This window comes from Flavobacterium sp. K5-23 (assembly GCF_023278045.1).
Lineage (GTDB): Bacteria > Bacteroidota > Bacteroidia > Flavobacteriales > Flavobacteriaceae > Flavobacterium.
Window position 1 is genome coordinate 3105651 of sequence record NZ_CP056783.1, and the last position, 26467, is coordinate 3132117.

20 protein-coding genes are annotated in these 26467 nt (G+C 33.4%); 17 read left to right on the forward strand and 3 right to left on the reverse strand.

The features are described 5' to 3' along the window. Positions 1-44 precede the first annotated feature (44 nt). Both FLAK523_RS13445 and FLAK523_RS13450 read right to left on the reverse strand, forming a co-directional pair. Positions 45-8534, reverse strand: coding sequence for a GEVED domain-containing protein (locus FLAK523_RS13445; protein WP_248904345.1), 8490 nt, complete (start codon positions 8532-8534; stop codon positions 45-47). A 479-nt stretch (positions 8535-9013) separates the two neighbouring features. Then, positions 9014-10186 (reverse strand): acyl-CoA dehydrogenase family protein, encoded by a 1173-nt coding sequence (locus FLAK523_RS13450; protein WP_248904346.1) that lies wholly within the window; start codon positions 10184-10186, stop codon positions 9014-9016. Positions 10187-10369: 183 nt separating this feature from the next. Between FLAK523_RS13450 and FLAK523_RS13455 the strand changes: the two genes are divergently transcribed. From FLAK523_RS13455 to FLAK523_RS13485, 7 genes are read left to right on the forward strand one after another with little or no spacing between them, the layout of a single operon-like run. Further along, complete coding sequence (locus FLAK523_RS13455) at positions 10370-10864, forward strand: rhodanese-like domain-containing protein (protein ID WP_248904347.1); 495 nt, start codon at positions 10370-10372, stop codon at positions 10862-10864. Further along, positions 10854-11453 carry a TIGR04282 family arsenosugar biosynthesis glycosyltransferase gene (locus FLAK523_RS13460; RefSeq protein ID WP_248904348.1) on the forward strand — a complete coding sequence of 200 codons (600 nt, stop codon included), beginning with the start codon at positions 10854-10856 and terminating at the stop codon, positions 11451-11453. Before FLAK523_RS13455 ends, FLAK523_RS13460 begins: the two co-directional genes overlap by 11 nt. Position 11454: 1 nt before the next feature. Continuing rightward, positions 11455-12276: a hypothetical protein gene (locus FLAK523_RS13465; RefSeq protein ID WP_248904349.1), complete on the forward strand. Its 822-nt coding sequence runs from the start codon at positions 11455-11457 to the stop codon at positions 12274-12276. 7 nt (positions 12277-12283) lie between these two features. Continuing rightward, positions 12284-13156, forward strand: a complete 873-nt coding sequence (locus FLAK523_RS13470; protein WP_248904350.1) for a sterol desaturase family protein — start codon at positions 12284-12286, stop codon at positions 13154-13156. 49 nt (positions 13157-13205) lie between these two features. Further along, the gene (locus tag FLAK523_RS13475; protein ID WP_248904351.1) at positions 13206-13964 is read left to right on the forward strand and encodes a DUF547 domain-containing protein; all 759 of its coding nucleotides are present in this window, start codon (positions 13206-13208) and stop codon (positions 13962-13964) included. Then, positions 13957-14649, forward strand: a complete 693-nt coding sequence (locus FLAK523_RS13480) for a TIGR04283 family arsenosugar biosynthesis glycosyltransferase (RefSeq protein WP_248904352.1) — start codon at positions 13957-13959, stop codon at positions 14647-14649. Before FLAK523_RS13475 ends, FLAK523_RS13480 begins: the two co-directional genes overlap by 8 nt. A 34-nt stretch (positions 14650-14683) precedes the next feature. Further along, positions 14684-15439 carry a hypothetical protein gene (locus FLAK523_RS13485; protein ID WP_248904353.1) on the forward strand — a complete coding sequence of 252 codons (756 nt, stop codon included), beginning with the start codon at positions 14684-14686 and terminating at the stop codon, positions 15437-15439. A 146-nt stretch (positions 15440-15585) separates the two neighbouring features. Here FLAK523_RS13485 and FLAK523_RS13490 read toward each other — a convergent pair whose 3' ends face one another. Next, on the reverse strand, positions 15586-16839 hold the full coding sequence (locus FLAK523_RS13490) for an outer membrane protein assembly factor (RefSeq protein ID WP_248904355.1): 1254 nt from the start codon (positions 16837-16839) through the stop codon (positions 15586-15588). Positions 16840-17150: 311 nt separating this feature from the next. Between FLAK523_RS13490 and FLAK523_RS13495 the strand changes: the two genes are divergently transcribed. From FLAK523_RS13495 to FLAK523_RS13540, 10 genes are all read left to right on the forward strand, one after another. Further along, positions 17151-18035, forward strand: coding sequence for a hypothetical protein (locus FLAK523_RS13495; protein ID WP_248904357.1), 885 nt, complete (start codon positions 17151-17153; stop codon positions 18033-18035). Positions 18036-18082: 47 nt separating this feature from the next. Next, the gene (locus tag FLAK523_RS13500; protein ID WP_248904359.1) at positions 18083-19378 is read left to right on the forward strand and encodes an NAD(P)/FAD-dependent oxidoreductase; all 1296 of its coding nucleotides are present in this window, start codon (positions 18083-18085) and stop codon (positions 19376-19378) included. Positions 19379-19380: 2 nt separating this feature from the next. After that, a complete protein-coding gene (locus tag FLAK523_RS13505) occupies positions 19381-20973 on the forward strand; it encodes a 4Fe-4S dicluster domain-containing protein (protein ID WP_248904361.1) in 1593 nt (530 codons plus the stop codon). Position 20974: 1 nt separating this feature from the next. Then, positions 20975-21376, forward strand: a complete 402-nt coding sequence (locus FLAK523_RS13510; RefSeq protein WP_248904363.1) for a toxin-antitoxin system YwqK family antitoxin — start codon at positions 20975-20977, stop codon at positions 21374-21376. After that, entirely contained in the window at positions 21373-22062 is a 690-nt protein-coding gene (locus FLAK523_RS13515; RefSeq protein WP_248904365.1) for a glycosyltransferase family 2 protein, read from the forward strand. The genes FLAK523_RS13510 and FLAK523_RS13515 overlap by 4 nt, the downstream gene beginning before the upstream one ends. 1 nt (position 22063) lies before the next feature. Next, positions 22064-23545: a cellulose synthase family protein gene (locus FLAK523_RS13520; protein ID WP_248904367.1), complete on the forward strand. Its 1482-nt coding sequence runs from the start codon at positions 22064-22066 to the stop codon at positions 23543-23545. Beyond that, positions 23542-24888, forward strand: coding sequence for a glycosyltransferase 87 family protein (locus FLAK523_RS13525; protein WP_248904369.1), 1347 nt, complete (start codon positions 23542-23544; stop codon positions 24886-24888). Before FLAK523_RS13520 ends, FLAK523_RS13525 begins: the two co-directional genes overlap by 4 nt. A gap of 19 nt (positions 24889-24907) precedes the next feature. After that, the gene (locus tag FLAK523_RS13530) at positions 24908-25489 is read left to right on the forward strand and encodes a sigma-70 family RNA polymerase sigma factor (protein ID WP_248904370.1); all 582 of its coding nucleotides are present in this window, start codon (positions 24908-24910) and stop codon (positions 25487-25489) included. A gap of 23 nt (positions 25490-25512) precedes the next feature. Further along, positions 25513-25788, forward strand: a complete 276-nt coding sequence (locus tag FLAK523_RS13535) for a hypothetical protein (protein ID WP_248904372.1) — start codon at positions 25513-25515, stop codon at positions 25786-25788. 76 nt (positions 25789-25864) lie between these two features. Next, on the forward strand, positions 25865-26416 hold the full coding sequence (locus tag FLAK523_RS13540) for a carboxymuconolactone decarboxylase family protein (protein ID WP_248904374.1): 552 nt from the start codon (positions 25865-25867) through the stop codon (positions 26414-26416). The last annotated feature ends 51 nt before the right edge of the window (positions 26417-26467 follow it).

The following is a 26467-nucleotide window of genomic DNA, read 5'->3' on the forward strand; positions in this document are numbered from 1 at the left end:
GAATAAGTGTTTTATAAATTATGGCATTGAGACATTAAAAGTTATTATCTTAATGGATTGAACAATACTTTAGTTCTGACTTCCCCATTTTCATTTTTTAGTTGTATTAATAGCATTTGATTCGTGGCATTAATATCTAGCTTATGTACTTTTTGACCTTCTAAACGACTTTTTAACAACAATCTACCTGAAACATCATAACAACTAATTTCTGTATCAACATTTACGACTGATAAGTCAACAATAAGTTGATTCTCTTTCGAATAAACAATAGCAGGTATTTTGTCAATATTTTTAGCTTCTAACTCGTTAAAATGAACCACAAAACGATTTGGATCCTCTTTTTTAGAAGCACTAAACTTATATGCTTTTGCAGATTCTAAAGTAATAAGGGTTTCCAATAAACGATCTTCTAATAATACTGTTTCAAAATCTTTAACATCAAACTCAAATATAAGTGAAAAATAACCATCATTACCCGACTTGAAAGAAACTGGAATAGCTTTATTTTCTTCCGTATTTGTAAAATAACGAACCGAATAATATTCTGATGCAGTAGCCAAATAAAGGCTTGGAGCAGTAAGAACGTGACTGAACAACTTTGTCGCTCCTGGTTCGTTTTTGTTATAACCAAATTGCAACAAAGCCTCATCTCCATTTTGGTTAGCTTCAGAAAGCACTTTAACACGGATTAAACCCGTTTGTGTGTTTTTGGTTTTAAACCAATTTCCAGCGCCTGTATGCACTCGAGTATTATTGTTTACTACCAGATTTCCTGAAGTTGCTGCCTTAACAAAATAACCTTGCATAGGAGCTATAAATCTTGAAATAGCGTTAGTACCTATTAATGTAGTCGAGTTATAAACCCCATAATTGTTTAAAGTTGGATTCCAAATCCACATGTCTTTTCCACCTGCATTATCAACCAAGTTTGAACGTGTCCATCCTGATGATGCACTCCAATCAATCGAAGACGGATAAGGGTTACCAATTAAATTAAATCCTTCAAGGTCTTTCAATAACAGATCTGCAGTTGTAGTGATCGTAATTGGAGAAATCACAACGCCATTGTTCAAATTTCCTATAAATTCTTTTGTTGGATTTAAATCCTGAACTGAATAAAGATATCCCTTACCCGATACAAAATTGGGTGATGGATGTACTGTATTCCAATTGATAATTGAAGTTGTATTGGTTCTATATACCCATCTAAATGTAGATTCGTTCCAAACATTTAAATCATACCCTGTTCCGGTTACAGGATTACCCGTTCCATAAGTCCCAGAAGGCAACCAACTACCACTAATACCTTGATCAAAAACTGGCGAGGAAAGGAAATGCCAATCTTCTTTAGCTCCTTTAATATAACGCTGAACTGTAGCAACAACATTATTAGAATTGTGTATTAATGAGGCTGTTCCTGTTGCATCAGACCTAAGAACAAAGCCAGCTGCATCTGAATTATTAGTTATTGTTCCTAATGCTGTTAATTGATACAAAGGGGATACTGCAACTTTTTTAGTTGGATTAATCAATAGTGCATTAGTTACTTCAAAATTAGAATTAATATTTACCCCTATTGCATTATCTACAGTAAGATTATAAACTTTTCCACCTAGAAATTGATTATTACCAATAGTTTGTAACGTACTTCCAGCATACGTTATTACTGGAAAATTTGTAAATGCGTCTAATAATCCTGTGGTGGTGGTGAAATTATTTAACAAGCCTAAGTTTCCACTAAGCAACACATTATTCGAATTATTAATATTCAAATTATAAACGGCATCATTTTTAAATACACCGGCATTTATTGTTTGCACTGCCATTCCCGAAAATTGCATCGTAGAATTTACAGCAGAAGCATCTATTGTTGCCCCTCCTGAGAATAATAAATCTCCTTTTAACGTTAGTCTGTTTCCATTTAAAACCAACCCATAAGTTGATTGCGTATTGGTAATATTAGTTACTGAACGGTCCTGATCTAAATAACAATCATTAACAGGTAAATCATCAAAAACAATACTCGCATCAGCAGATGGAATTATATTTCTAGTCCAATTTCCAACAGTACCCCAATCTTGACTTATAGCTCCTTTCCATACATTAAAAAACATTCCTTCAAACTCATCAGCACCTATATCTGGATTTGTTCCTGTACCAACATAACCTCCGTTACCTTGACGTATACTGCCTTTAAAGTCATTTATAAATCCGCTAATATTTACAGCTCCGCTTTCTGCTAAAGTAGCTTTCGAGGGATTAATGTGGAGGTAATCTACCGATGACCCTAGAATACTTTTAAATTTCAGGTCAGAAATCATATCCTCCGTTACAGAAGCAAGATCCCTGTTAATCATCCTGCCCTTGAGCTGTGTTAATGACTGGTCACTGTTGGTTCCGTCATAATACAACAGATATTTTGCAGAAGGTGTCCCCGAATAATACAAGTTATTGTTAGAAGAACTTGAATAGTTATCTAATGCAATACCCAATCTTCTCAAAGCTACTGTAAAACCTGTTCCTTTGGCAAGAGAATGATTCTGAATGATATTATTCCTTAAAACCAAGAAAGCAGTCGTGGCAGTGGCATTTGCAGTATGGAATATTCCAGAAGTTCCAAAATTTGTTGTGCCAGTGGACGAGGCATTCAAATAGATGGAATTGAAATACACATTGATATTTGAAGGAGCAACTGTTGATATAATACTTATTCCCCGTATTGCATCAGGAGCATTATTAGCATTAGATGCAAACAAGCTCCCAATAATATTATTGTATAAATACACATTTGACCCTGCAGAAACAATCATTCCATTTAATTGCCCTGTAAAACCTGAACTGGCAGTTGACAAATCATAAACCTTATTGCGATAAGCGTTTACCGTTATCCCCCCTGCTATTGAAATCCCATTCATCGATCCGGCAGCAATTGTCGTTAATGCGTTTCCTGTAAACCCGCTAATCGTATTCTGAAATACATTCACGTTTGTTCCTGCTGCAATTGTAACACCAGTTAAAAATCCTGTCAGTATATTGTTGGCAGTAAGACCTGATATTGCATTCTGATTCACATTAACCGTACCCCCCGTCGTTACAACAATCCCGCGCATTTGGCCTGTAGTTCCGGCAGTGTTTGAACAGGTAGTGATTGTATTGGAAGCAATGGAAACATTAGATGCATTGGGCGTATTTACAATACCGGTAAACAAAGAAGCTCCACTACCATATACTGTAACATTCTGAATTGTATTCCCCGTTATTGAAACTGTCCCGGTGGCTGTGCTGTTGTTAATTCCATTAAATGTACAAACTGCCGATGTAGATCCACTTCCTAAGGAAATATTGTTCGCTGTTTCATTTCCAATCGTATTGCCCGATACGGTGAAATTACCAAGCAGGCCTGCAACAAGTACCCCATTAAAGATATAACCAGATGTCGTTATGCCGCCTGTACTAACCGTATGAATAGTGTTGTTTTGTATACTTACCGTACCAGTGGATGTGGCAGATATGGCACTGATTACCGGAGTTGTTATTCCCGAAGCCGAAAGGGTATGAATCGTATGGTTGCTAATCGTTGCATTGGTCGCTGCTGTCACATTGATACCGATTACAGAAGCTGTAGTTCCAGTAGAGGACAATCCACTGATGTTATTGGCATCAATATTTACAAGGGGTGATAAATTTGCACTTGCCAAAGCGATTACCGAACCACCTGTTCCTGTGGAACTCAAACCTGTAATATTATTTCCACTGACTGTCAAAGTAGTGGCAGTACCAAATCCACCAATAGTAAGTCCAGTGATTGCAGCTTGACCATTGATATTTGTAATTGTATTATTAGAAATCGAGGAAGTTCCTCCGAATCCGCTGACATTCATTCCTGTTACTGCAGAACCACCTGTTGTCCAGTTATTGAAGATATTGCCCGAAAATGTTTTATTAGCAAATGAAGTTCCACTAGCTTCGGTATGTACCCATCCTGCGATTACTGTCGCACCAGTAAGCGTAATGTTTGAAAAATTATTATTGGTATGCGTAACAGTTAAATTACTTGCCGGCGATAATGCTGTACTCGAAAATAACGTTATCGTTCCTCCGGCTACAGTCTTAGCAAAACTAGTATTAATTTTGTTGTTGCTAACCGTTTGGAATCCGCCTGCTCTTAATACAACACTGTTGGAGATAAAAATTACACCACCTGCTGTTTTCAAACTCAAACCAGTAAAAGTATTGTTGCTGATGTTTTGAGAAAAGGTTGTTGCTGAATTTAAAATAAATGTTATTCCACCGACACCATTTGCTCCGGTATAATTAATTCCTTGAAAATCATTATTACTAATTGACAATGCAGCCGAAGCTCCACCAGCAGTGTTGTTAATAAAAATATGCGCACCATTATTTGCAGCGGCAAAAGTTACTAAAGGATTGATTGCCGTACCTAAAAAATTATTATTAATATTAATTGATGTTACAATTGCTCCCGTGTTTCGTATAAAATTGATATTACCTGTACCTGTTTGTGAAGTACTGAAATTTGTCAAGGTATTTCCAATAATATTTAGTGTATTTATACCTGTTGTATTGTTAATGCCAATGAAATATGAGGCAAGCGGTGTACCGGTTCCTATTGAAAAGGCTTTTACATTAAATCCATCAAGGATATTATTGGAAATAGTAGCAGTAGTTGTTCCTGCAGCTACAGATGAATTAGTAATTCCACTGGTAATACCGGTGGTACCACTTTCTACATAAAAATTACGAAGTGAATTATTATTGATTAGAACCGTTGAATTGATGGCCGCAGACGACAAGATTCCCGTAAAACTTCCTGTTGTATTAGTTGTATTCAATCTGGAAATATTTTGAACGATATTCCCATCTACAGTTATTGCAGTTACAGTTGTTCCTATATTAATACCTGTTAAACTAGTGGCTACAGCTTGTGAAGTTGGCAAAACTCTAATACTTGCTGCTTGACTTAAACCAACAGCATTATTTAAAATATTAGGTGCTGATGCATTTATGATATAAATCCCCAAAAAAGTAGATGCAGCAGGTGCGGCTCCAATATTATTGATGTCAATCCCACCAATTTTATTATTTTTAATTACCCCATCAGTTCCTTTGGCACTCAATCCATTAATCCCTCTAATTAAAGAAGTAAAAGTATTTGTATTTGTAGTTGTTGTAATGGCAATACTTCCATTCGCAGTATTTGAACCAATGGTATTCCCATCAATTGAATTATCTCCTCCTACAACAATATTGCTTCCGGCTCCTGGCAAATCAACACCATAAAAAGTAACTGAATTAGCCACAGTAGGAACTGAATTAATTACAATCGATTTAATAACATTAGATTTAATCTCTGATTTTGTAAAGGGTGTTGTTGTAGTTAATGAAATACCATAAAACCCTATTCTTCCTAAAGTTGAACCATAAGTAGCGCTACTTCCTCCTGCACTCACATCACTTCCTCCTATATAATTACCTGAAATAGTATAACCACTACCTCCCAGAATTCGAATACCATAAAAATCAGTAGAAGCTGGAAAATTAGTTGCAGAAACAAGCCCTCCATTATAAATACTATTTCCTGTAATAATCCAATTAGTAGAACCCGTAGCAGCAATATCGATTCCTCTTTGACGGAAATTATATATGGAATTATTTTTAATAGTATTATTTGTGTTTTCTTTACCAACTGCTCCAGCCGAATAAATCGCAACAGTACTTGAATCACTTCCCACAGTAGCATTGATAGTACAACTTTCAATCGTATTATTATTATTTCCTGTTGCCGAAGTTGAGCTTCCAAACAAAACCACTCCACTAGTAGCACTCAGTGACGAGCCTTCAATAGTACAATTACGAACCGTATTTGCATTTGCATTATTAATAAATCGTAAAGTAGATGCTGATGCAGAAGTACTTGCATTTGATATGGTCAAGGCATTGCCATTGCTGTTTAATCCATCAATGATTACATTAGTAGCTCCGTTTAAATCAATCAAGGGGGTTGACAAAACACCGCTTATTGATCTACTTACCCCACCCAATGGCCTGATCGTTATACTTGTATAAATCGAAGGTCCTGTTCCACTGGCATTTAATAAAGCCGAAACAGTCTCTGTTGTGTTTCCAACAATGTTAATAGAAATCACACCACGATGTGTTCCCGCATTGATTGCATCAAAAGCCAATTTTAAAGTTGCATAGCAGTTTTGCGAAGCACCCAAACTTGATACTACTTCAATTGGATTAGAAGAACTTATGGTAGCGATAACAGCCGTTCTTGAACTAGTAGTAAAACCGTTATAAGTGGCATCTACCCAGTATGAAGTTGTATTAGTTAAAAATCCCGTTGTAAAGGAAATACCAGAACCAAGTGAAGCTCCTCCAGTTGATGCCGAATACCAATTGATTGTTCCCCCTGACGTCGCTGTTGCTCCAAGAACAACAGTACCTGGACCACAACGTAAATTAGGTGTAACTCCTGTAATTATTGGCACAACATTTAAAGTGTACTCTTCTACCTCACCCCATGTCGTATCACCACAAGGGTCAAGAGCGCCATTGTACCTAATCCTTATCCTCATTCTAGTAGAACCTAAACTAGCCCCAGATGGAGGAATTATAGTACCCGAAAACTTATCATCCACCATAGTTGTACTAAAAAATTCACCGCTATCAGTGAAATCTCCGTTATGATTCCAATCTACCCAGATTCCCACTTGACTACCAGTATCCAGATATCCATTCGTAACGATTATGGGATATGACTTTCCAATATCAGTATTGGTTGATAAATTTGTATAATCAGCATATCCTCCAGCACTAAGTCCTGAATCATTATTAATGGTTCCTATTTCCACTAGAATTATTCGTTCATAAGTCGAACTATTAGTAGCTCCAGCGGCACAACTTACAACTGCAACTACTGCTGTTCTTGGACTTGAAGCACAACTATTCAATACCGCCTCAGCATAATATGTCGTAGTTGAGGATATCGAGGGAGTTGTAAAACTTGTGCCTGTTCCAATTGCAGTTCCTCCAACAGAAGTTGTGTACCAATTTATTGTACCTGCAGATACTGTAGCACCTAATACAACCGTTCCATTACCCACTCTTGAACCTGTGGTAGTACTTGTTATTGTAGGGATAATGGCACTTACTGTAATGTCAACACTCCCGTTTTGACTACATATTCCAGAAAGTTTTTCAGTCAATGAATAAGTATAAGTAGTATTAGAGGCAGGACTTACTGTAATAGATTTAGTAGACGCTCCTCCAGGAGACCACAAAATAGTAGGGATTAATGGAGCGTCATCATCATAAACCGGACTTCCATTCAACACTCCACTTTCAGCAGTTGGATTATCAGCAATATCTAACACTGAATTATTAAAATCAATATACACGTCTAAATCAGCGTCAATCACAGGACTTGTAAGCCAATGGTTTTTTTCAATAACAATTTCAGCTTGCGTCAATGAACGGTTCCATAATTTAAACCCATCTACATAACCATTAAAATAATTATTTGAACTAGTCGAATTATTATGAAAACGGATGTTGGAATTAGATCCAATGGCAACCGGTCCAGAATGCGCACTCATTCCATTATTTCCACCAGACCCTTGGTTAAACTGACCTATATTAACCCCGTCTAAATATCCTTTAAAGTGATATCCATCGGTTGCATTTTCATCAAAAACAAAAGTTATATTGTACCATTGACCAACATTAATAGCTGCATTTGGTGCGTTCCAGGCTGAATTTGACTCCCAACCCAATACATAGACCCTACCGCCTTCGATATACATAGAGAACCCATTAGTTGCTCCCCCTTCATTATACAGTACTTGACGGCTTGTTATATCGTTAGCCTTAAACCACATCGAGACAGTTCTGAAATCTGTTATTCCAAGATTGATTAAGTTTGAATTCGAAATCCCCACATAATCTGATGTTCCATTAAGTTTTAGTGATTTATTTGTAAAATTTAAACTAAGATTTGTTGCGCTTCCGTTACAAATCGTTTGGTTAGGAGTTGTTGTAAAAGCTGATTTCTGGTCAATATAAATTTTACGCGTTGCAGTTCCTTGAGAAATACCACTATTAAAACCCTCAACAGTAATTTGACCTCTATTTCCAGTACCCCAAGTTACATTTATCGTCGACCCTGTTCCGCTCGATGGAGTCCCGCCGGTTACAGTCCATTGATAAGTAGTAAAAGAATTAGAAAGACTATAATTAACTGTTTGTCCTTGACAAGCAATATTTTGAGTTCCATTAATTATAGGCTGAGCTAGTATTGAGGAAAACGAAAATAAAGTAAAAAGCAAAAAAATAAGTTTTGCTCCTAAAACGGTACTTCCTAAAAAGTCTTTTTTAAAAATAGTATTACTCCCTTTATTCAGCTTAAAAAAATTAGAAACAGTTCTTTTAAATGATTTTTTTTGATTTTTTTCTATTGCCTTAACAGCATTCGAAAAATATAAAATTACAGATTGTGGTATAAACATAGGTTTTATAGATGCTGAGAATAGAGGGCTAAGATTCGTTTTTTCAAGTAGTAGGGCGTACAACTATATATAAGCGAAAGCATTTAAGCTCAGTATTAATATTATTTGATATTCAGAAGCAACTTTATTGTCTCTGAATTAACGTCGTAACCACTTAAATATCAAGAGGTAACATATTTATCTTTAATGCATTATTAAATGCCCTTATCATTAATAAGGAAAATGTTAACAAATATATAAATAAAAGACATTTATTCTTAAGAAAAACTTTAAAAAACAGTCGAAATTCAATGATAGTGAGACTATTATTAAAATAATATTAATTTATTCTTAAGTATACTTATTTGGCTATATTCTAAAATAAACAACATTTAATTTTAACCATATAAGAAATATAAGGTCATTTAAGCAGGATGTAAAAAACAATACCTTATAATGGTAAACCTTTTCAACCCGATCCAGAAGCTTCGGGAGCCGGATTACTTTAAAATATCATTCAACAACCCACGGGCAATTAGCATTTTCATAATTTCATTTGTACCTGCATAAATTCTCGCAACACGATTATCTGCATACATACGAGCAATTGGGTAATCCCACATATAACCATAACCACCAAATAATTGTAAACACTCATCAACCACTACTCCGCACATATCCGTTGCTGAATATTTAATCATCGAAGCACTTTCGGTTGTTAATTCGTGGTCTTTCAATAATTCGATACATCGATCAAGGAAAGTTTGATGTATTTGCATTTGTGTAGCGCATTCAGCCAGTTTAAATTGGGTGTTTTGAAATCCAGCGATAGGTGTACCAAAGGCGGTACGCTCTGTGGTATAAGCAATTGTATCTTCAATTGCTCCTTCAGCAGTAGCAACAGCCATAATTCCAACAGTTAGACGCTCCCGAGCCAATTCCTTCATCATTATTTTGAATCCCATTTTTTCATCACCAAGCCTATTCTCTTTTGGAACTTTCACATTATCAAAAAACAACTCGGCTGTATCTTGTGATTTCATCCCTATTTTTTTCAGCGGAACGCCTTTATTAAAACCTTTCATCGAAGATTCCATAATAAGCAAGGTGACCCCTTCCTCTTCCGTATTGTGGTTCGTTTTCACAGCAACAATTGCCATATCACACATAAAGCCATTGGTTATAAATGTTTTTTGGCCATTTACTAAGTAATGATCTCCTTTATCTTCAGCGGTTGTAAGCAGTGCTTTTAAATCACTTCCGCAATTTGGTTCTGTCATTCCTATGGCCGTAATCATTTCCCCAGATGCCATCAACGGCAAATACTTTTTCTTCTGTGCTTCGGTTCCATAATACAATAAATAAGGCGCCACAATATCAGAATGCAATGAAAACCCGGGTCCGGTTATTCCTTTTTTGGCAAACTCTTCAATTAATAATGCATTAAAAGTAAAATCTAGTCCTCCGCCTCCGTAAATTTCAGGAATGTCTAAACACAACAACCCTAATTCACCCGCTCGTTTCCATATTTCACGGCTTACCATTCCGTTTTTTTCCCATTCATCCAGCTGATCCATAATTTCATTCGAAATGAATTCCTGAATCATGGCCTGCATCATTTTATGTTCTTCGGATGCGTAAGTTTTTCGTTGCATTAATATATTTTGAAGCATATTCTTTTTTTTAGATGAATAGATTATGTAATTGAAATAAGTAAATTATAATTGCATCCTCTAAAGTTACAGATTATTTTTAATTATCCCTTTCAAACTTATTTTACATTTATTTTACTACAATTAGTCAGGAAATTAATTTTTTCTCGTCTATAAATTTAAATACCTTTATAAAAAAACTATATGCGTTTCTATTTATATACCATCTTCTTACTCTTTTCAGTACTGATTTCGGCACAAAGCACGATTCCACAAGCCTTGAAAAAGCACAATAAGCAAAGTGTTCCCTATATCAAAGTCGAGGAACTAAAAACTAAAAACAACCTCATTTTACTAGATACACGTGAGCCAAAAGAGTTCCATGTCAGTCATATTAAAAATGCAATTTTTGTTGGTTTTGATCATTTCAAAAGTAAAGAGGTCTCCTCAATAGTAAAAGATAAAAATGCAACTATCGTAGTTTATTGTTCCATAGGTGTTCGCAGTGAGCAAATTGGGGAAAAACTATTGAAATTAGGATATAAGAATGTATACAATTTATACGGTGGTATTTTCGAATATAAAAATACTGGTGGTAAAGTCGTTAATGACCAAAATAAGGAAACGGATAGTGTACACGCATATAATAAAGAATGGAGTGCTTATCTAAAAAAAGGAATCAAAATATATGAAGACTAATGCACTCATAATATTTACTCGAAATCCTGAACTGGGAAAAGTAAAAACCCGCTTGGCAAAAACCATAGGTGACGTTAAGGCACTAGAAGTATATAAAGACCTGCTTCAACATACTATGGAGCAAACCCAAAATATAGACTGTGATAAATTTGTTTTTTATGACATTGCAATTGTTGAAGGTGACATTTGGAAAAAAGGTGTATATCATAAAAAGATTCAATCAAAAGGTGATTTAGGTGAAAAAATGCAGGCTGCGTTCGAACAGCTTTTCGAACAAGGATATACAAATTGCATTATTGTAGGCAGTGATTTATTCGAATTAAAATCAGAAATTATAGAAACTGCTTTTACAGAATTAGAAAGAAACGAAGTTATTCTAGGTCCCGCGGAAGATGGCGGATATTATTTATTAGGATTAAAAAAAATGATTCCTTCGCTTTTCAAGAATAAAGATTGGGGGAGTTCTACCGTTTTAAGGGATACTCTAAAAGATTTAACCAATCACAAAATTAATTTTTTAGAAACATTAAATGACATTGATACCTTTGAAGATTTAGAAAAAAGTAATTATCAATTTAAACAAAATTAATATGAAAAAAATAGTAGTATTTGCAATTGTTGCACTCGTTTATAGTAGTCAATCCGTCTATTCACAAAGTCCTTGGACTAGAGAAAAAGGGAAAGCTTACATACAATTAGGGATGACTAGTTTAAATTATAATTCCTTTCAATTTGACGGAAAAAAACTGGAGAATCAAGGAGATTATAATGATATTACGGTTCAAGCTTACGCAGAATACGGTTTAAGCAATAAATTAGAAGCCCAATTAATTTTACCTTACAAATCAGCTTCTTATGATTTCGGGAATGTTTCTCAAAATATTTCTGGACTAGGAAATGTAACTATTGGTTTGAAATACAAACTATCCGATAACAAATGGAAAATCAGTTCTGGGGTTTTCTATTCGGCCAATTCCATAAAGAAAGATGAAAATCTAGTAGTAAGTACTACTGGAATTAATGCGTCAACTATTTTACCTTATGTTACCATTGGCTCAAGCCAAAATAAATGGTATTATTTTGGTAATATCGGTTATGGATATATGGACAATGAATATTCTGATTTCTTAAAAGCAACTCTAGAAGTAGGCTATAATATCATTCCAAAGGGACATTTAATTCTGGTTTTAGATACTCGAAATCCAATTTCGAAAGAAAATGCTTTTATAAACGATCAATATCAATGGGCATCGCATTTAGACAGACAAACTTATAACGCACTCGCATTAAAGGCAAATTACGAATTTATTGAAGGTAAATTTGGAGTTAATTTTTCAACCATTGGAGCATTTGGAATTGATAACTCCCCTTTGGCACCAACATTCAACATTGGAATATATACAAAACTATAATTGATAAATGGATAAGTACATTGATTTAATAATCAACTCTTACAAAGGCTATTTTAACTATTTAATAAGCGAAATTCTCTATTTGAAATGGGACAACTATTTCTATGGATTACTGGCTATTTCATTAGTGGTGTGGATGCTGGAAATAGCTTTTCCATGGAGGAAAAACCAACCTATATTTAGAAAAGATTTTTGGTTGGATTTATTCTATCTCTTTTTCAATTTTTTTATTTTAAACCTGATACTATTAATTGCTTTATCTAATGTAACAGCGCAGTTTTTAAATGATATACTATCGGTTTTTGGATTGCAATTAGCTTCTGTTCAATTGTTTTCTTTATCCCAATTTTCGAAACCAGTTTCCTTGTTTTTATTTTTTATAATAAGTGACTTTATTCAATGGAACACACATCGATTGTTACACAGTATTCCGTTTTTATGGAAAGTGCACAAAACACACCATTCCGTTAAACAAATGGGATTTGCAGCACATTTTCGGTATCATTGGATGGAGCCTATTGTCTATAAATCTATTATGTACCTTCCGCTCATCTTGATAGGTGGATTTGACCTAGAAGATGTTTTTATTGTTCATTTTATATCTATCGCAATTGGCCATTTAAATCACGCTAACTTGGGTTGGGATTATGGTTTCTTGAAATATATAGTTAACAATCCAAAAATGCATATTTGGCATCACAGTAAAGTTTTACCCAATAAATACGGGAACAATTTTGGCATCTCATTAAGCATTTGGGATTATATATTCAAAACCAATTACATACCTAATGATGGTAGAGATATCGAACTAGGGTTTAAAGATGAAAATGAATTTCCAAAGGATTTTATCGAACAAGAATTGTATCCTTTCAAAAAATAATTTGTCAGGAATTAGGCCTTACTACGTCTAAACTTAAAAATATATTATAATGAAAAATATAGCTCTTATTTTGGCTTTTATGCCTTTACTATCTTGTGCAAAAAGCACTAATTCAATTTCAGAAAAAGTCAAAACTCAACAAATAGAAATCAGTAGCACTAGCAATCATATTGACCATAAACAATGGGACGATTTGCTAAGAAAAAACGTGTCTGCCAAAGGGAATGTAAACTACAAAGGTTTTAAAAAAGAGGCCAAGCAGTTGCAATCTTATTTAGATGAATTAGCAAATAAAACGCCCGAAAAATCGTGGTCAAAAAATGCAGTTTTGGCTTATTGGATAAATGCTTATAATGCCTTTACCGTTAAATTAATAATAGACAATTATCCAGTAAAAAGCATCAAGGACATCAATGATCCTTGGGGTAAAAAGTTTTTCACTTTAGGAGGTAAAAAATATAGTTTAGAACAAATAGAACACGAAATTTTGAGAAAAATGGACGAACCTCGGATTCATTTCGCCATTAATTGTGCTTCTTTTTCTTGTCCAAATTTATTAAATGAAGCGTATACAGAGGCTAAGATTGAAAAACAATTAGAATCAGTTTCAAAATCATTTGTGAACGACAAAACTAAAAACACAATCTCAGCAGATAGAATTGAAATTTCGGAAATATTCAATTGGTTTTCTGGAGATTTTAAAACAAAAGGAACATTGATTGATTTTTTAAATCAATACAGTTCAACAAAAATCAATAAAAAAGCAACCGTTAAATTTAAATCCTACAACTGGAATTTGAATGAATAAAATATCCATAATTATTCCTATACTCAATGAAGTCGGTGTAATACATCGACTTTTGTTACATTTAGAAAACTCAATTTCAAAAACAATTGAATACGAAATTATTGTAGTTGACGGCGGGAGTACTGATGGCTTTCAAACAGAAGTTCAAAAGCATCCAAAAACAGCAATTGTTTATGCTAATATAGGAAGGGCAAAACAAATGAATGCAGGTGCCCAAGTTGCTACAGGAAACACGTTGTATTTTTTACACTGTGATAGTTTTCCGCCAAGAGATTTTGACCGCTTTATCGACAATGAAATAACAAAAGGGAATAATGCAGGTTGTTTCAGAATGAAATTTGATTCTCAACATCCATTATTAGTAATTTCACAATGGTTTACAAGAATTAATCACATTTCTTGTCGCGGTGGTGATCAATCCTTATTTATTAGCAAAGAAATATTTGACGAAATTGGAGGTTATAATGAAAATTTTACGATTTATGAAGACAATGAAATTATCAGTAGGCTTTACGCCAAAAATCAATTTACAGTAATCCCGAAAACATTGATTACTTCGGCCAGAAGGTACCGCCAAAATGGTGTTACGAGATTGCATTATCATTTTACAATGATCCATCTTAAACGAAGATTAGGACATTCAGCCGAAAGTATGCTTCGCTACTATAAAAACAATATTACTTAATAAGAATAAATACTTAATCATTAAAATATACATAATGAACAAAATTGCCACTACTCTATTACTCGCATCACTAGTGTTTATTGGATGTAAATCCAATGAAAAACCAGAAACTTTTACCGAAAAAACAGAAAAAGCACATCAAAAAGAAATTTTTTCAATCAAGCAAGCTATTCAATTTGATTTGAAGTTGGATTTTGGAGGCCAAGAAAGAATGGACGCTAAATTTACAATTCTGACCAATTCAACAGAAGGAGTTATTGAATTTAAAAATGGTTCCAAAATAGTTTATAACAACGATAAAGTGTACTACTCCCCTACGATTCCAAATGAGGAGGCAGTGCGTTTTGATGCCTTTACTTGGGGTTATTTTTTCCTTTTCCCGTATAAATTAACTGATCCTGGAACAATATGGAATCCATATACTAATAATGAGAAAGACAAAGATAATTTCAATTCGGAGAAACTTACCTTTAAATCAGGTACAGGTGATGCGCCAGATGACTGGTATGTTGTGTATACCGATATAAAAACAAATTTACTTGCTAAAGCTGCCTATATCGTAACAATAGGTGGAAATAAAGAAGAAGCAGAGAAAAATCCACACGCCATTCAATATCTAGATTATAAAGAAATTGATGGTGTTCAAGTTGCTACAAAATGGGTTTTCTGGGGATGGAAAGAAGGAACTGGACTTACTGATGAAATAGGTCACGCTGCCTTAACGAATATTAAATTTGTTACTGTTGACGAGTCTACTTTTAAAACAGATGCCAATTTTAAAACAAAATAATATTTCAAACTATTTAGTTATTATAATGTGGCTGTAAATCAATCAAAACCAACAACTATTTGAAGGTTATAATTGATTTACAGCCATTATTTTTTAAGTAAAAGTAATTGTCACAGGTTTTAAAACTGATATAATAAAGCTGTCTTTTAGAAATACTGACCAATTCCAAAAACAAATCCTTTTGAAGCATTTTCAGTAATACCATACCCATAATCAAATCTAAAAACAGCATTAAAAATACTTTTATGAATAAATCGAAGGCCTAAACCTGGATAAATTCTAATGTTTTTAGCAGCAACAAAATCACTGAAATCACCGCCAGGCAATCGCCAAGTACCACTATCGACAAATGCGTTTCCTTGTAATACAAACCATTTTTTTTCGAAAAGTGTTTTTCTGAATTCCGTATTAAAAACGACAGAACCTGTTCCTCTATCGATAATATATCCTACTCCTCTTAAATTTACATTATTATCTACTGAAAAAGGGGCAAACGGACTTTCATTGTTTGTTGACAAACCTAATCGAAGTCTGGAAGCCCAATTTCCTGACTTACCTACTCTTTTATAAAACAAAAAATCATTCCATCCAATTACAAATTTATCCTGAAATTCATTTTCTGAAATCACTAGTTGAGTATATAAATTACTTCTAAAACCTTTAGCTAAATAATAATCATACGTTACATTGTCAAAACGATATTCCAGTTTTAAAAGTTTTTTGTCAATTGCCAAAAACTGAGGAATCGAACTTGAAGTTGCTCCGTCTAAATAATTATATTTTTCGTTCAAAAATGCAATTCCAACTCTTATTTCGTTTTTTATATTTATTCGATAATTCCCTATCATCTCAGCAGATGAATTAGTATATTGATAGTTGGCTGCTTGATTAGAAAAATAAACGGGTTCTTTACTTATTAACTTTTGAAGGTTTATCTCAATTCCATATTTAGGAGAAAAAAATTGTGGTGATCTAAAATTAAGACCGTAAGAATGAAATCCATTGTATTGATAAAAACCGCCAATTCCATTATTTTTTCCTAAAAAATTGGACTCATATATCCCTATTCTATAAGAACCTATTTCATCAGTAGTCCAGACAGAAGCATTCGGGATTAAAGTTATATTTTCGGATATTATAAAATTTATATCGACTAAGTTACCTGCTTTTTTTATTACAGAAAACTCGGCTTTTGAAACACCATTGAGACGGTTCAAGATTTGAACATCATTATTCAATTGGATACTATCCAAAACAACTCCGCTCTTGGAATAAATTAATTTTTCTAAAAATGATTTATCCAGTCTTTTTGTTCCTAAAAACGCTGTTTTATCTATGGTCAAACTTTGAGAATAGGAAATAGAAGTAAACAACCACAACAGCAAATGAATATATTTCATATCCCAAAATTAGATTTTCAACAAATATCAGTTAAAAAAGAACAAAAAGTAAACGGTAAGGAAGAATTGCCAACAAATAGTGTGAAATTGAAAATAGTGGATAAAAATAATTCTCGAAATTTGTAATAAATAAAATCAACATAATAACGGAACAATTTGTCAGGAAAATCAAAATGAGCCGACTATTAAAAAACATATATCATATTAATGCTTGTTTGCAATACCATTTCATTAATGTAAACACATTTAGAAAATAACATTGATACAATTCAAGTAACCACTAACAAAATCATCAACTTTAAAAAGAACAAATGAGAGTAAAAAAAAATATATTCGTGGCAATTACATTACTGTTAATTACCTCCGTATTTGCGCAAACAGAAGCAAATGAAGAAGAAAAATCTAATATTCAAAATTATACCCCTTCTAAACTTTTAGAAAAAGGAAAAGTAGATATAAAATGGTTTAATAATCTATATACTCAAACTCGATCAGAAAGTAACGGAGTAAAAATTGATGTACCACGTTCTAACTTTTTCACAACTTCTTTAGAAGTATTTACTGGAGTTTCAAACAATAAAAAAATCAATGCCGGTTTAATATTAGAATACCGTTCCAATAGTTTTAATGGTCAGAAAGCCACTAGTGTTTTTGATTTTAATAACGAAGCTGGAAAATCAAGAAATGGGCTATCTCATTTCGCTCCTTCTATAAAAATAGCTCCTTTTAATAAATGGAATAATTTTTCTATTCAAAGTTCCCTTTTCATTCCTCTTCTAAAAGAAGAAATCAATGCTAACGGCTATTTAGGGAATAAAAGTTATATTTGGCAAAACCGTTTTTTCTATGACTATACGTTTTCTGGAAAGAAATTTCAATTGTTTACTGAATTAGGGACTCGTTTTTTCTTTGGTAAAAAAGGAGAAGGATACGCTAACAACAGTTTAGAATTAGCTCCCGGAGTTTTCTTAAGTTATTTCCCAACAAATAAATTTACAGTTCTTACATTCGTTCAACACGCACAATTACTAGATTTAGGGAATAATTTCGAACAAAATTACTCGGCAGCCGGTTTTGGTGCAAAATACCAATTGACAAAAACACTAAATTTAGAAACACTTTACAGTAAATTTGTAAGAGGAAATGATACAGGTTTAGGGCAATCTTTTAATTTAGGACTTAGAGCCATATTTTAATAGCTTCCATAAACTTTATTATAATCTAATATTCCAAAAATATAAATATGAAAAATATTGTCATTATAGGAAACGGAATTGCAGGAGTAACACTTGCACGCCATATACGCAAGCAATCCAAACAGGATATAACGATCATCTCCTCTGAGACCGAATTTTTCTATTCAAGAACGGCTTTAATGTATGTTTTTATGGGGCATATGAAATTTGAGCATACCCAACCTTATGAAAATGATTTTTGGAAAAAAAACAATATTACGCTAAAACAAGGTTTGGTTACAGCTGTTGTTCCAACATCAAAACAAATTGTATTAGACACTAATGAAACGCTTACCTACGATAAATTAGTCATAGCCACAGGTTCTATACCTAACAAATACGGATGGCCGGGACAGGATTTAAACGGAGTTACGGGCTTGTATCATAAACAGGATTTAGACCGTTTAGAAGAATGGGCTCCCACAACTAAACGTGCCGTAATTGTTGGTGGTGGATTAATAGGAATTGAATTAGCCGAAATGCTTCGTTCTCGAAATATTCCAGTGACTTTTCTAGTTCGTGAAAAAAGTTTTTGGAATGGTGTATTGCCTTTTGGCGAAAGCCAGATGATCAACAAACATATAGAAGAACATCATATCGATTTACGATTAGACACTAATCTCGTGGAAATTTTATCTGATGAAAACGGGAACGCAAGAGCTGTTGTTACAGATAAAAATGAAACCATAGAATGTGAAATTGTAGGTTTGACTGCAGGGGTTTCCCCTAATGTTGATTTCTTGAAAGAATCTGGAATCGAATTAGGTCGTGGAGTGAAAGTAAATCGTTTTCTAGAGACTAATTTCAAGGATATTTACGCCATAGGTGATTGTGCTGAGCAGCATCAAGGCATTGGCTTACGTCGTCCTATAGAAGCAGTATGGTACACTGGTCGAATGATGGCTGAAGCACTTGCTCAAACACTAACTGGTAATCCTACACAATACAATCCGGGGCATTGGTTCAACTCGGCGAAATTTTTAGACATTGAATATCAAACATACGGTTGGGTTTTTGCAAATCCTATGGATTATGAAAACCAATTTTACTGGGAACATAAAGACGGAAAAAAAGCGGTGCGAATCTCGTTTCACAAAGAAACTAGAGCTTTTCTAGGTATCAATACTTTCGGAATCAGAATGCGACATGCGTTTTTTGATAAAGTACTAACCGAAAATAAATCGGTGGATTATGTGATTCAGCATTTGGCGGAAGCTAATTTTGATCCTGAATTTTTTACCTCATACATTAAAGAAATTCAAGAACAATTCACAACACAGTTTACAGGATTTAAAACGGTATAATTATGAGCAAATCAACAAAAAATAGTTCTATTACTTCAAATCAAAGTAATAAATTAAGTAACATTCAAAAACTAGGATTATCGATTGGTTTTATTGGGCTTATCATTATGTTCTTGGCCTCTTTTAATGTTAATTTTTCCAATAAAACATTGTGGTTTACTATAGCAATTTCCTCTATTTTAGTTGGAATTATTATTTATTCCAGAAGTACCTACTTATCAAAACCAGAAGGAATTAGCAACAATGGACTTTTCCATAAATCACTAACTAATAAAGGTGTTTTTGCTTGGATTATTGGGGTTTTCCTGACTTCATTTTATATTGTATTGTATTGGTTTCCAAGCTTTTTAGGCTTGGGTGAAAATGGAGCGGCTAATACTGGAATTGTAGGTTTCTTTGATTCTTTTAGTTATTTTTTAAATGGACACGCTGCCAGTCAGTGGTTTGTATATGGAACATTTTATACTGTTGCCATTTTAGGTCTAGGTTATAAATTTATTTTAAAGTACAGACATAACAAATACCAATTAGTTAGAACCATTTCCGTGATGTTTTTTCAATTGGGTTTTGCCTTTTTAATACCGGAAGTTTTATCAAAATTAAATCCTGAACTGCCTTATTTTGCCAAAGATTTAAAGAATATGTGGCCCTTAAACCATTACTTCTTTGAAGATTGGCATTTGACTAATATGCTACAAGGTGGGAATATCGGTATGTTTATGTTAATATTTGGTATTGCAATGATCTTTATAATATCACCAATTTTAACCTATTTCTATGGTAAAAGATGGTATTGTTCTTGGGTTTGTGGCTGCGGAGGATTAGCCGAAACCGCTGGGGATGCATTTCGTCATTTATCTGATTCAACACAAAAAGTATGGAAATTGGAACGTTGGCTCATTCATTCTGTTTTAGTATTTTCATTTATAACCACAATTGCAGTAATTTTTACTTTTTTATCGAATAATCCTGAGTTGAGTTTTATTACTAGAAACCAATTTATATACGGGATTGTTACCTTTTTAATCCTTTTTACCGGGGCTTTGTTTTATTTCAAACGCAACGATTTAGATACAGATGCTAAGTTTACGATGCTTTCATTGGTAGCAATTATCATTATTTCGATTGGAATTAATTTATTTTCCGGAAATCAAAACATACTATTTATAGATAGCTACGAGTTAAGAAAATGGTATGGCTTTGCAATAGGTGCCGCATTTAGTGGTGTCATAGGAGTGGGCTTCTACCCTATTTTTGGAAACCGTGTTTGGTGTCGTTTTGGCTGTCCTATGGCAGCAATTTTAGGATTGCAACAACGCTTATTTTCTAAATTCAGAATTACTACAAACGGTGGTCAATGTATCTCTTGTGGAAATTGCACCACGCATTGTGAAATGGGAATAGACGTTAGAAGTTATGCTCAAAAAGGAGAAAATATTGTTCGTTCTTCCTGTGTAGGTTGTGGAATATGTGCCGCTGTATGTCCTAGAGGAGTTTTGAAATTAGAAAATGCTGGAGAAGAAGGACGAATAAATTCGAATGAAATATTATTAGGAAATGATGTAAATTTGATGGATTTGCTGAACAATAAATAGAATGAAAAAAGTTATTTATATATTGCTTTTATTCGCTTATTTCCAAGTGTCTGGCCAAAAAACCTATTCTAAAGAGTATTTTGAAAACGGAAAATTAAAATCGGAAGGTTGGTTAAACCAAAATAAAAAAGTGGACTACTGGTTTTATTATTTCGAAAACGGAAATAAAAAAGAAGAAGGTCATTTTATAAATAACAAAAAATGCAAATGGTGGATTTTTTACAATTCGAATGAAGAAATCAAGAAGAAATGCGAGTTTGAAAACGATCAAATTAATGGCTTTTCAATATTTTATAGAAACAGCCAAATTATTAAAGCCGAAAAATATTTTATGGGTAAAAAAATAAAGCAATGGAATTCGGTATCAGAATTCAAAAAAGACAATAAACTAAACTTCTTATGAGTATAATAAAAGTAATTATTCCTGCTTATAACGAAGAAAAAGCTATCGCAAATGTCATTAAAGAAATTCCTTCAATAGTTGACGAAATAATTGTAATCAGCAATAATTCAACCGACAATACGGAGTTAGAAGCCCGAAATGCTGGAGCAACCGTACTTTCTGAAAAAAGAAAAGGATATGGATATGCTTGCTTAAAAGGAATGGAATACATTTCGAAACAAGAAATAAAACCAGATATTGTCGTTTTTCTCGATGGAGATTACTCTGATTATCCGGAAGAGTTGACATTATTAATCGAACCCATTCTCCATCAAAATGTGGAATGTGTAATAGGTTCAAGAGTGGTAACGCTTCGAGAAAAAGGGTCAATGACACCGCAGCAAATATTTGGAAACGGGCTAGCTACTTTCTTGATGAAGCTTTTTTTTAATTCAAAATTCACTGATTTAGGTCCGTTTAGAGCCATCAAATATTCCACTCTTTTAGATTTAGAAATGGTAGATAAAACGTATGGTTGGACGGTTGAATTGCAGTTAAAAATTTTAAGAAAAAAAATTCCCTATACCGAAATCCCTGTACGTTATAAAAACCGAATAGGTGTTTCTAAAGTTTCTGGAACAGTAAAGGGTTCTGTTATGGCTGGAATAAAAATAATAGGTTGGATTTTTAAATACGCTTTCAAATAAAATGGAATTACTCTCTTACATCATTCTCTTTCTCTATAGTTTTGCTATCCTGTTAGTATTTTTCTACGGATTGGCCCAATTTAACTTGCTGATTAACTACTTAAGAAGCAAGAAACAAACTGACAATTCTGAAAAATTCAATTTTGAAAACCCAAGCGAAATTCCATTAGTAACCATTCAATTGCCTATTTATAATGAAAAATATGTGGTGGAACGTTTACTAACTACCATTGCGAAACTCGATTATCCAAAGGAAAAACTCGAAATTCAAGTACTTGATGACAGTACAGATGATAGTGTTATCGAAACCAAAAAAATAATTGATGCTATTCATAAATCAGGTTTAGACATCAAACACATTACAAGAACCAATCGCGTTGGTTTCAAGGCTGGAGCGCTAAAAGAAGGCTTAGAAATTGCCAAGGGAGAATTTATTGTGATTTTTGATGCCGACTTTGTTCCGCAAACCGACTGGCTTTATCAAACTATACCTTATTTCAAAGAGGCATCCGTGGGTGTGGTACAAACACGTTGGGGTCATTTGAATCGTAATTATTCTATTTTAACCAAAATTCAAGCTTTTGCACTTGATGCGCACTTTACGTTAGAGCAAGTGGGACGAAACTCGCAATCTCATTTTATCAATTTTAACGGAACAGCTGGTGCCTGGAGAAAAGAATGCATCATCGATGCTGGAAACTGGGAAAGTGACACCCTTACTGAAGATCTGGATTTGAGTTACAGGGCACAAATGAAAAACTGGAAATTCAAGTATTTAGAAAATGTAGAAACTCCAGCCGAACTTCCTGTTATCATCAGTGCAGCGCGTTCACAACAATTTCGCTGGAATAAAGGAGGGGCCGAGAATTTCAGAAAGATGAATTGGAGAGTCATTACTTCAACCACAATGCCTTTAAAAACTAAAATTCACGGAGTATTGCATCTACTTAATAGTTCTATGTTTCTGGCAATTTTCACAATGGCTGTTTTAAGTATACCTATTTTGTTTATCAAAAACACATATACACATTTAGCCGTGTACTTTGATATTCTTATCTTTTTTGTAATTACATCTGTTTTGTTTTTTATAAGCTATTGGGTTACTTTCAAAAAAATGCATGGCGGTGGATTTAAAAATTTCATAAAATACATCAGCTTATTTTTTACTTTTTATGCTATTGCAATGGGCTTTTCATTTCACAACACAATTGCCGTTTTAGAAGGGCTTCTGGGTAAAAAAAGTGAATTTGTAAGAACTCCAAAATTCAATATCGAAGCCTTAAAAGACAAGTGGAAACAGAATGTTTACATCTCCAATAAAATTTCTAAAAATGTAATTATGGAAGGAGTTTTAATGCTCTACTTCTTCTTTGGAATGCTCTCAGGAATCCATTTTAATGACTTCGGATTATTCCCATTTCATTTAATGCTTTTCTTTGGTTTCGGATTTGTATTCGTTAAATCTATTAATGTAATACGATGAATATTGCCTTATCAAATACGGCTAAATCTTATATTTACTTATTAGCAAGTATGATTCTATATGGCTTTATAGGCTATCAATTAGAACGAGCTCAATTTGTTCCTTTGGTTGTTTCTTATGGTTTATTGTTCTTTTTTGTGTATAAAATCATCCAATTACAAAAAAGTAACTTGCCTTTTCTGATTGCCGCTACAGTGTTATTTCGTTTGATATTTATTGCGGAAATACCTAATTTATCTCAAGATTTTTATCGCTTTCTATGGGATGGAAGATTGATTCTGGAAGGAATAAATCCATTTGTACATCTGCCTAACGATTTGGTTTTAGACCCTAATTTCTCACTCTCACAAGCACAAGAATTACTACAAGGAATGGGCGATTTAAGTGCATCTCATTATTCTAATTATCCTCCTATAAATCAATTGTTTTTTGTTCTAGCAGGATTATTAAGTAACCATTCCATTATTGGTGGGGCTATTGTTTTACGAATTATAATCATTCTGGCTGATTTAGGTACGCTCTTTTTTGGAAGCAAATTATTAGAAAACCTTGGGTTAGAAAAACACCGTATTTTTTGGTACCTATTGAATCCTTTAGTAATAATTGAATGTACTGGTAATCTCCATTTTGAAGGCATGATGCTATTCTTTTTTGTTTGGAGTATGTATTTGTTACATCAAAATAAATGGAAAACTGCTGCCTTTATATTGGCTTTGTCAATTTCGGTAAAGCTATTGCCTTTATTGTTGTTACCCTTGTTCTTTCAGAAATTAGGGTTCAAAAAAAGTATCGCTTTTTATGGAATTGTCATTGGAACAAATATTCTTTTGTTTTTACCATTCCTTTCTCCTGATCTTATCGAAAATTACACGAAAACCATTGGATTGTGGTTTACTAATTTTGAATTCAACGCCAGTATTTATTATGTTATAAGGGAAATTGGCTATTGGATAACTGGTTATAATATCATTCATACCACTGGAAAAATAATTCCCGTATTGATTATCCTTTTTATAGTTTATCAAACATTCAAAGGGAAAAATAAAACTACATCTGAATTGACACACAGTTTCCTATTGGTTTTAACCGTGTATTTTATTGCCTCTACTACTGTTCATCCTTGGTATGTCATCAATCTAGTTTTGATAGGAGTTTTTACAAAATACAATTTCCCTATTGTATGGAGTTTAACTGTATTCTTGAGCTATAGTGCCTACTCAAATATGGATTTCAAAGAGAATTTTTGGTTGATTGGTCTTGAATATAGTCTTGTGATCCTTTTTATAGTAATTGAAAGGTTCAATATTTTGAAGTTTAAAAAAATACTATCTTTAAATTTTTAAATTAAAACATAAGCGATTTATGGAAGTTCTCAAGGAAAATTATAAAATAGTATTTGAAAATTGGGTCAACCAGTTTAGTGACGAGCTTTTTTCTTGGGCTTTATACAAAACCTCCTCTAAAGAAACTGCTGAAGACTTAGTACAGGAAACTTTTCTAGCTGCATTTCATAAAATAGACACTTTTCAAGGTAAAAGCCAACCAAAAACCTGGTTGTTTTCTATTTTGAACAACAAAGTTATAGACTATTATCGTTTAAGTGCAAGAACCACTAAACAAAACTTTAGTATTAGTGAAAATAGCGGTTACGAATTATCCGAAGCAATTTTTACCAAAATTGGATGTTGGGAGAATTATGACATAAATCCTATTTGGGATCAAGAAGTAGAATTACTGGACAACCCGGAATTCAATAGTGTGATGCAGGATTGTATGGAAGATTTACCAAAAAAATGGAGAATTGCATTGACTTCCAAATATTTAACCGATAAAAACACGGATGCAATTTGTCAGGAATTAGAAATTTCGTTGTCTAATTATTGGCAGATTGTTCATAGAGCAAAACTACTTTTGAAAAAATGTTTAGAAATGAAATGGGTTTAATAATCCTTTAAAATTTTATAGAAATGATACTGAAAAGAATAATGAATATAATGGTAAATCCCTGTAAAAAGACTACTGAATTAATAGACAAACAGCAGCTTACATCGTTATCCACAAAAGAAAAAATACAATTACAAGTGCATCAAAGAATGTGTAAAACTTGCACTGCTTATGAGCATCAATCAAAATTAATTGATAAAGCCATTGGTAGGTGGTTTGGTTTTGACAAATCAAAATCTACTGTAAAATTATCTGATAATGTAAAGACCCAGATTATTTCGGAAATAAAAAAAGCATAATTTCTTTTCAATTGTTGTCAGTAATTTAAAATAAGGGAGTCTATTCATATAGTAAACAAATTTTAAAACCATAAAGATGACACATTTAAAATTAGAGACTAATTCAGTTTCACCAATCTCACAAGCTATTTATGATTCCAGTAAAAAAGCACTAGGGTTTGTTCCCAATATGTACACCAAAATGGGGCAAAACCCCGCTTTACTAGATTCTTATATCTACGCTTACAATAGTTTCAGGGCTAATTCAGGTTTCAATCCTATCGAACAAGAAATCGTTTTCCTATCAGTGGCTTACGAAAACAGTTGCGAATATTGTATGGCAGCGCACAGTTTCATTGCAGATGCAATGTCAAAAGTCCCAACAGAAATCACAGATGCCATTCGTGACGGAAAACAAATTCCTGATGCAAAACTAGCTGCTCTATCAAAATTAACTCGTTCATTAACTGTAAGCCGCGGGAATGTTTCTCAGGATGAAATAGACGCATTTTTAGCAGCAGGTTTTACCGAAAACCACGTTTTAGGTATTATTGCCGGGATTGCCGTAAAAACGATGAGCAATTACTCCAATCACATTACACATCCTGAAATAGATTCAGCTTTCGAAGGACGAGTTTGGAAAAAATAAATCCCCTTTTTCAAAACTAACACATTTTTATTTTATAAAAACACAGTTAAA